The sequence below is a fragment of the Streptococcus suis YS161 genome, from assembly GCF_002760245.1.
Taxonomy (GTDB): domain Bacteria; phylum Bacillota; class Bacilli; order Lactobacillales; family Streptococcaceae; genus Streptococcus; species Streptococcus suis_I.
In genome coordinates, this window is the sequence record NZ_ASCA01000085.1 from 1 (window position 1) to 7,739 (window position 7,739).

At 40.1% G+C, this 7,739-nt stretch carries 8 protein-coding genes and 2 pseudogenes; all 10 read left to right on the forward strand.

What is annotated here, in order from left to right; translation table 11 throughout:
• Positions 1-583, forward strand: a 583-nt coding sequence (locus SST111_RS10760; RefSeq protein ID WP_180274063.1) for a DNA cytosine methyltransferase, incomplete at its 5' end; no start/stop codon positions are given.
• Positions 567-995: a hypothetical protein gene (locus tag SST111_RS10765; RefSeq protein WP_099811304.1), complete on the forward strand. Its 429-nt coding sequence runs from the start codon at positions 567-569 to the stop codon at positions 993-995. The genes SST111_RS10760 and SST111_RS10765, both read left to right, overlap by 17 nt.
• A gap of 10 nt (positions 996-1,005) precedes the next feature.
• On the forward strand, positions 1,006-1,389 hold the full coding sequence (locus SST111_RS10770) for a hypothetical protein (RefSeq protein ID WP_099811306.1): 384 nt from the start codon (positions 1,006-1,008) through the stop codon (positions 1,387-1,389).
• An 8-nt stretch (positions 1,390-1,397) separates the two neighbouring features.
• Positions 1,398-1,631 carry a hypothetical protein gene (locus SST111_RS10775; RefSeq protein WP_001005708.1) on the forward strand — a complete coding sequence of 78 codons (234 nt, stop codon included), beginning with the start codon at positions 1,398-1,400 and terminating at the stop codon, positions 1,629-1,631.
• 2 nt (positions 1,632-1,633) lie between these two features.
• Positions 1,634-2,218 carry a CPBP family intramembrane glutamic endopeptidase gene (locus SST111_RS10780; RefSeq protein ID WP_099811308.1) on the forward strand — a complete coding sequence of 195 codons (585 nt, stop codon included), beginning with the start codon at positions 1,634-1,636 and terminating at the stop codon, positions 2,216-2,218.
• A gap of 77 nt (positions 2,219-2,295) precedes the next feature.
• Complete coding sequence (locus SST111_RS10785) at positions 2,296-2,784, forward strand: hypothetical protein (RefSeq protein ID WP_012775124.1); 489 nt, start codon at positions 2,296-2,298, stop codon at positions 2,782-2,784.
• A pseudogene (locus SST111_RS10790) lies at positions 2,784-4,058 on the forward strand (VirD4-like conjugal transfer protein, CD1115 family); the annotation flags it as partial. The gene SST111_RS10785 and the pseudogene SST111_RS10790, both read left to right, overlap by 1 nt.
• An 808-nt stretch (positions 4,059-4,866) precedes the next feature.
• Entirely contained in the window at positions 4,867-6,777 is a 1,911-nt protein-coding gene (ltrA, locus tag SST111_RS10795) for a group II intron reverse transcriptase/maturase (protein WP_099811310.1), read from the forward strand.
• A gap of 103 nt (positions 6,778-6,880) precedes the next feature.
• A pseudogene (locus tag SST111_RS10800) lies at positions 6,881-7,420 on the forward strand (type IV secretory system conjugative DNA transfer family protein); the annotation flags it as partial.
• A gap of 17 nt (positions 7,421-7,437) precedes the next feature.
• Complete coding sequence (locus SST111_RS10805) at positions 7,438-7,680, forward strand: hypothetical protein (protein ID WP_001072171.1); 243 nt, start codon at positions 7,438-7,440, stop codon at positions 7,678-7,680.
• Positions 7,681-7,739: the final 59 nt, after the last annotated feature.

A 7,739-nucleotide genomic window follows, 5' to 3' on the forward strand; every position in this document is an offset into this window, starting at 1 on the left:
CAGACACGGGGTTGTTGTCGCAGGAAATCTGCCGACTAGCTTTGACCAGACTGGAAGAGTATTTGACATATCTGGCTTGTCACCGACTTTGACCACCATGCAAGGTGGAGACAAGGTGCCAAAGATTTTACTGAGGGAGGAACTGCCATTTCTGAAAATCAAGGAAGCCACAAAAACAGGCTACGCAAAGGCAACTCTTGGAGACTCTGTCAATCTGGCTTATCCAGACTCAACCAAACGTAGGGGACGTGTGGGAAAGGGAATATCCAATACTCTGACGACTTCAGACAATATGGGAGTGGTGGTTGCTGCTCTGGAATATCGACAGGATAAGTGGTATGAAGTCACAGGCATTGTCTTAGAGGGGAAACTTTATCGCCTGAGAATAAGACGACTGACACCAAGAGAGTGTTTCAGACTTCAAGGCTTTCCTGATTGGGCTTATGAAAGAGCAGAGAGTGTTTCTAGTAAGAGCCAACTATACAAACAGGCCGGCAATAGCGTGACTGTCACAGTTATTGAAGCCATTGCCAGAGAATTTAGAAGAACGGAAGAGGAAGAAAAACATGAACTTACTACATAAGAAAAGTATCCTAGATTGCACTGAATTAGAAGAACGTATTCACCAAGCTGAAACCAATCAGCTATTACAAAAGATACTGTCGCTCCCCAATTTTGATTGTGACTTTGAGGTAACTTTTGAAGATGATTACCACAAAGAGATGAATGATCCCCTATTCTACGAATCCAATCTTCATCAGATTTCGGATTTTATGGAAACTAGGGATATTAAAAATGGTGTAGATACACTACTGACGAAAGACAATCACCTGGCCTTTCGTGCCTTTGGTGAAAATTATTCTGCTAGAGGAAAGGATGGCATTTTAACGACTCTAGTGACGGTCAAGTGCTTTGCTGAAGGACGGATGCCCATTGATATGAGTCGCTATTTCTCAACTCCTGAACCAACAGTTGAAAATAGCCTAACCCTATAAGGAGGTGCCTATGCTTGAGGTATATCTAGGAAATAATACCAATACAAATCGAGACTTACTAACCATTTTGACCAACTATGGTATGACTTATCGTTGTATAAAAGCGTGTGATGTAAACCGTGAAATCTTACTGTCACTCTTTGCCAAAACCACGGATTGTTTTGAGTTGCTGTCGCCACGATTTCTTCGCTTTAAGCGTCAATATTCGATAAGTTTGAATGAGATGATTCAGCTCATTCTCCAAAAGCCAGACCAAAACCTTCGTCTGCCCCTCATTGTCTGTCAGAATCACGTCTATCCAGCTATTGGGCTAGACGAAGTACGTACTTTTCTTCCCAGACAGGTAAAAGAAGAGTTGTTTCAGGCCAGTCTGATGAAACAAGTGACAGGGTAGGTGTGAAGATGAATGAACGATTTTGGGACAATTTAGAAATCATTCTGGCCGAAAAAGACCTCACTTGGGCAGAACTAGCTCGCAAAGTATTCAACGGTCAATATGTTTATCCAAGTGAATTTAATCGCCTCTATCAAAAATTACGGCATTACAAATCCAATCGTCTAATGCCACAGACAAGATGGGTTGAGCGAATCGTTCTAGTCTTAGATATTGATTATGAAGATTTATTCAAGAGGTGACAATGATAAGGATAGTGTTGTTTTATCTAGCCATACAGCTTAACGGTTTTCTTGTGAGTTTATACCTGAAAGAGTATCTGACAATAGAGGGTATAGTCTTGCTACAAATGCTTCTTTTAGGTGTAGCTTGTCTAGAGATTACTCATCACAAAACTATTCAATCAAAAAATATGACCTTGCAAAATCGCCTAAGATGGTTGCTTCTTGGTTTTGTGGTTATGGTTGCTTTTGCAGTCTTCATCAGTTTTCTTTTTCCAGTTCAGACTAGGAATCAAGCGGTCTTGTTACAAGTAGGAAAACAAGTTCTACATGTTATCTTTTTATTGTTTCTGGTCAATGCAAGTGTCCTTGAAGAGATTGTTTATAGGCAGTTGCTGTGGGAAAAATTGACATTCCCTCTTGAACAAATAGGAGTGACCAGTTTTCTATTTGCTCTAGTCCATGGACCCAATCAGCTCAGTAGTTGGCTCATCTATAGCTGTCTTGGCTTGACCTTGGCTGCTGTTCGATTGAAAACTGATTGTATGACGGCAATCATCTTACATTTACTTTGGAATAGTTTGGCTTATGTCGTAACTTTCTTGTGATACCAAAATCAAGAGTGTTTCCGTATTATGGAAACACCTTATGTTTGAGAGGGAATCGAAAAAAAGAGGAGGTCACCATGTCATCTGAACAACAAGAACGTCAAGCGATGCAATACGTGGAAAGAAGTAGTTTATTGACAGTCAGAACCCTCTTAAAGCTCTTAGAATGGTCGGCTAGGCAAGCCTTAGCTCAAGATTCAGCTTATAAGATTGGGGTTCAAAAACTGGAAGAACTCCTTCAAAGCCCTTATGCAATTGAAGCGATAGATGTTAGTAAAGACATACTGGATAAGCCAATCGATGTGGAGAAATTTAAGGAGTTGATGGAGTCAGAAAAACTGCCAATCGCAATTAGTTGGCAAAAAGACTATCTCTACTTTTATGCCAAGGATAAGACCTTGCTCGATCATTACTTGGATGAATTGTTGAAGAAACTGATGTCTAATCCAGAGAAACTAGAAGGTTTAACTTTTGATAAAACCTTGGACCAAGAGATAGAACTGGCCAAAGAAAGAATAAGAGTGACAGAACCTTCGGCAGTCAAAACCAAGGAGGTGACCTTGTAATGTATTCAAGACGAAAAGCATTTGTCTTTGGTCTCTTGGGTCTCGCCTTTGGCTATTTCTGCCATCGTCTAACTCTACTCTATGATAGTTTAACCAATGCCCCACCTATGGAACGATTTGCCTACCTCTTAGGAGAGGGGTTAAATCAGGTTTTCAATCCTTTATGGCTTTTTGCTTTTACTCAAAAATCTCTTCTTGCCTTTATCCTTGGGGTTCTAACGATGACACTAGTCTATCTTTATGTATCGACAGGACAGAAGGTCTATCGAGAAGGGGAAGAATACGGTTCTGCACGATTTGGAACCAGTAAGGAAAAGCGGAACTTTTACAGTAAGAATCCTTTCAATGACACGATTTTGGCTCGTGATGTTCGTCTAACCTTGTTGGAAAAGAAGAAGCCCCTGTTTGACCGAAATAAAAACTTGATTGTTATTGGGGGTTCTGGGGCAGGCAAGACCTTTCGATTTGTTAAACCCAATCTTATCCAACTTAATTGTTCCAATATTGTCGTAGATCCTAAAGACCATTTGGCTGAGAAGACAGGTAAACTCTTTTTAGAAAACGGTTATCAGGTCAAGGTTTTAGACTTGGTTAATATGACCAATTCAGACGGTTTTAATCCCTTTCGTTATGTAGAAACAGAGAATGATTTGAACCGCATGTTAACGGTCTATTTTAACAATACCCGTGGGTCTGGTTCTCGCAGTGATCCATTTTGGGACGAGGCTTCCATGACATTGGTGAGAGCTATTGCCTCTTATTTGGTGGATTTTTACAATCCTCCAGGAAGTTCCAAGCAAGAGCAGGAAGCAAGACGTAAGCGTGGCCGTTATCCAGCCTTTTCTGAGATTGGGAAACTCATCAAACTCTTATCAAAGGGAGACAATCAGGACAAAAGTGTTCTTGAAGTCCTGTTTGAAGACTATGCTAAGAAATATGGTCATGAGAACTTTACCATGAGAAACTGGGCGGATTTTCAGAACTACAAGGACAAGACCTTGGATTCGGTCATTGCTGTGACGACCGCTAAGTTTGCACTCTTTAATATCCAATCAGTGATTGATTTGACGCAAAGAGACACTATGGATTTGAAAACGTGGGGCACTCAAAAGACCATGGTCTATCTTGTTATTCCAGACAATGATACGACCTTTCGTTTCCTATCTGCTTTATTTTTTTCTACAGTTTTCTCCACTTTGACCAGACAGGCTGATGTTGACTTTAAAGGGCAACTGCCGATTCATGTTAGAAGCTATCTGGATGAGTTTGCGAATGGTGTGACACGTTCTACGCCCAAAGCGGTAGGAATAACCGACAAAAGCGTAGCCTAAAGTCACAAATAATTTAATAATGTGGTTTTAGAGAACTGCATAACTAAAATTTCAAATGAAGGGGTAACGCCCAGAAGGGAATTCGCTAATACTTCGAATAGCGTTAGTTGAATACAGACGACTAAGGTTATAAGCTCGGAGAAGTCGTGCGAAGCACACCCTAAAGTAGAAATACTAGGAAAGATACCTAGAGGTAGGTGTTGTGTGTGACAGTGCGGGCGGGGTTGCCATATGGTTAGAATGACCAAATAGGCGGTCTGACAAAATTCCGAATGTACGGCTCTAAACGAATGGCTGGTAGAAATGCCAGTGTACCAATGGGTACGCAAGTGGGGTAAAGTAAAAGTTGTTAGTATGAAATACCCTCTGTGTTTACAGGACACAGGTATCTTGAGAATACTCTTGAAGATAATACTTGCAGGGCTAAAGGAATGACCTAAGTGGTAACAATCCTAAGTTATGTGGAACGTGGAAAGCAACCAATACGGGAGCTGACTGTATCAGCGACAAAGTACCGTAGTTGTATCGAAAATGAAAAGGCTGAAAGAACCTTTTCTACAATAAGTGCATTTATGGTTGTGAGAGCAGTGGCACAGTACCGTTGAAGCCGTGATAATAAGCGGTGGAGGGATAGCCACAAGCCGATACTAAATTTTCTTTCATGTCTATATAGTAATCACCAAAAGGAGATTTTCATAGCTGTCGTGGTGAGACTAAGAAAAAATCACTCTCCGATAAGGAGTTGGTTACTATGGCAAAACGAATTGTAAATAAAGCAGAACGAAATGCAGAAAGGTATGATGCTAAAGAAATAGGCTATCAGCTTTATGAAGATAGCCTAAACGGTAAGAGATTTGATAGGCTTATGCCAATGATTGTCTCTGACCAAAACATCATACTTGCATATCGAAATATCTGCAAGAATAACGGGAGTAAAACTCCTGGTACAGATGGTAAAACAATTGTAGAAATACAGAAATTACCTATCGAAATGGTCATAAAAACCATCAGAAACAAGTTGAACTATTATCAACCAAAGAAAGTCAGACGAGTAGAAATCCCGAAAGATAATGGAAAAACAAGACCTCTTGGAATTCCGAGCATTTGGGACAGACTAATACAACAGTGTGTCTTACAGATACTAGAGCCAATCTGTGAAGCTAAATTTCATGAACGAAATAATGGTTTCAGACCATATAGGTCTACGCAAAACGCAATAGCACAGTGCTATAAAATGGCACAGATACAAAATCTGCACTTTGTTGTAGATGTAGACATTACAGGATTCTTTGATAATATTGACCACTCAAAACTTATCCGTCAGTTATGGGGATTTGGAGTACAGGACAGAAAGCTGATTATGATAATCAAGCAAATGTTAAAAGCGGATATTCTGTTCAAAGATATCGTCATCACACCAGAAACAGGTACACCTCAAGGTGGTATTCTATCTCCGCTACTAGCTAATGTAGTGTTTAATGAACTGGACTGGTGGGTTGCTAATCAGTGGGAAATGTTCAAAATCAAAGAGGGAAGCACAGGTTACGAGTTTACAAAGGTTGATAATGAGGGAAACATACTCACAATAGACCGAACGCAGAAATGGAACAAGCTCAGAGCAAAAACAAGATTGAAAGAAATGTATATTACTAGATATGCAGATGACTTCAAGATTTTTTGCAGAGATTATGCGACAGCTGTCAAGGTAATGAAGGCTACGAAGATATGGTTGGCTGAAAATCTGCATTTGCAGACAAGTGATGAAAAATCAGGAATTACCAACCTTAGAAAGAACTACACGACTTTTCTTGGAATAAAATTCAAAGTAGTACCAAAAGGGAATAAATGGATTATTCGTTCCCATATGGCAGATAAGAGTAAAGTCAAGGTTATCAGTAAACTGGGTTCTGTTTGGAAAGATATTAAAAACCCAAGCAAACAAAGTGAATTAGATAAAAATATAAGTCTCTACAACGCTATGGTCATGGGAATGCACAATTATTACTGTATGGCAACGCTTGTGTCATCCGACTTTGCGGAAATAGCCTTTAAGGTTACAGGGAAAAGCAACGGAATGAATCATAATAAACGATGCTTTCCCATAGAGAAACAAGGTGAAATTACAAGCAAATACATCTTGGATAAGTACGGAAAGTCCAAACAATGTAGATGGATAAATGGTCGTATGATTGTTCCTGTCGGATATGTATCTTATGAATATCCAAAATATAAAAGACGTGAAGTCAACAAATATGTGAGGAAATACTCAGACGCTGAAAACTGTATCAGCTTTGAAGTTATGAAGTATATGATGGAAAATGCTCATCTCTATCCTACATTAGAGATGGCAGATAATGCTCTTTCAAGGTATATAGCACAAAAAGGCAAATGTGCTGTTACGCATAATGCTTTGACCATCGTGGATATGGTCTGTGAACACATCAAGCCTTGCAAAGGAGAGCGTAACGATACCTACAGGAATTTAATTATTCTCTCAAAAGAAGTATCGGATTTGGTAGGAGAAGAAAATAGCAATAAAGTAAGTAAACTACTCAAAAACCTACCATTGACCAAAGAAATGCAAGATAAAATCAATAAGCTTCGTGAACATAGGGAGCTAGAAATGATACAATTCGAGGACTATATAGGCACTAAAAAGTAAGATTTAGTCGGTGGAACGCCGTGTGATGGGAAACTATCACGCACGGTGTGGAGCGGGGGAAAAGCCCGAGGTGGTAACACCAGAGGCTTACCTATCGCTATTTGGAGAAATCCCAGACTTCGCTGAACAAACCTCAACAGTTCGCTCTAGGAATATGAGTCTAGTTCCAATCTTGCAAAATATTGCTCAACTCCAAGGACTTTATAAGGAAAAAGAGGCTTGGAAAACTATACTGGGGAACTGTGACAGCCTCCTCTATTTGGGTGGAAATGACGAGGAAACTTTCAAATTTATGAGTGGTCTTTTAGGCAAACAAACCGTTGATGTCAGAAGCACCAGTCGTTCTTTTGGGCAGACTGGTTCAAGTTCGACCTCTCACCAGAAAATTGCCCGTGACTTGATGACGGCTGATGAAGTAGGGAATATGAAACGAGATGAGTGCCTCGTACGCATTGCAGGGATTCCTGTTTTTCGAACCAAGAAATATTTTCCTCTCAAACATAAGAATTGGAAATGGCTTGCGGATAAGGAAACCGATGTACGCTGGTGGCACTATCACATCACTCCCCTAACCGCTGAGGAAGAAGTAGATTTGTCAGGTCATAGAATTAGGGATTTAAGCACAGAAACGACACTACATTAATAGAAATGAGGAATTATATGAATCAAAAACTATCAGGCTTTGTTTACGGAGTGGACGCCAGCTCCATGTTCTCCCAAGCCATGTCTCTATTACAAAAAGGCTTAATTGCAGTAGGAGCCTTTCTTGTTGTCATGGGCATTATCAACCTTTCAACCAATATTAAAGATGGTGGACCAGGTGTCCGAAATGCCATTCTAGAAATTGTTGGTGGGGTCATGGTGGGAGCCGCTGGTGCTTTTGTGACTCAGATTACCATTTAGGGGAGGACAGCACATGACATGATAATGAATTTTACGTCACCTTTTGTATATCTAGCCTC

Bases quoted from the DNA above. Each gene is read 5' to 3' on its own strand.
- SST111_RS10765 (WP_099811304.1), top strand. From the start codon at position 567: ATGAACTTACTACATAAGAAAAGTATCCTAGATTGCACTGAATTAGAA.
- SST111_RS10770 (WP_099811306.1), top strand. From the start codon at position 1,006: ATGCTTGAGGTATATCTAGGAAATAATACCAATACAAATCGAGACTTA.
- SST111_RS10775 (WP_001005708.1), top strand. From the start codon at position 1,398: ATGAATGAACGATTTTGGGACAATTTAGAAATCATTCTGGCCGAAAAA.
- SST111_RS10780 (WP_099811308.1), top strand. From the start codon at position 1,634: ATGATAAGGATAGTGTTGTTTTATCTAGCCATACAGCTTAACGGTTTT.
- SST111_RS10785 (WP_012775124.1), top strand. From the start codon at position 2,296: ATGTCATCTGAACAACAAGAACGTCAAGCGATGCAATACGTGGAAAGA.
- ltrA (WP_099811310.1), top strand. From the start codon at position 4,867: ATGGCAAAACGAATTGTAAATAAAGCAGAACGAAATGCAGAAAGGTAT.
- SST111_RS10805 (WP_001072171.1), top strand. From the start codon at position 7,438: ATGAATCAAAAACTATCAGGCTTTGTTTACGGAGTGGACGCCAGCTCC.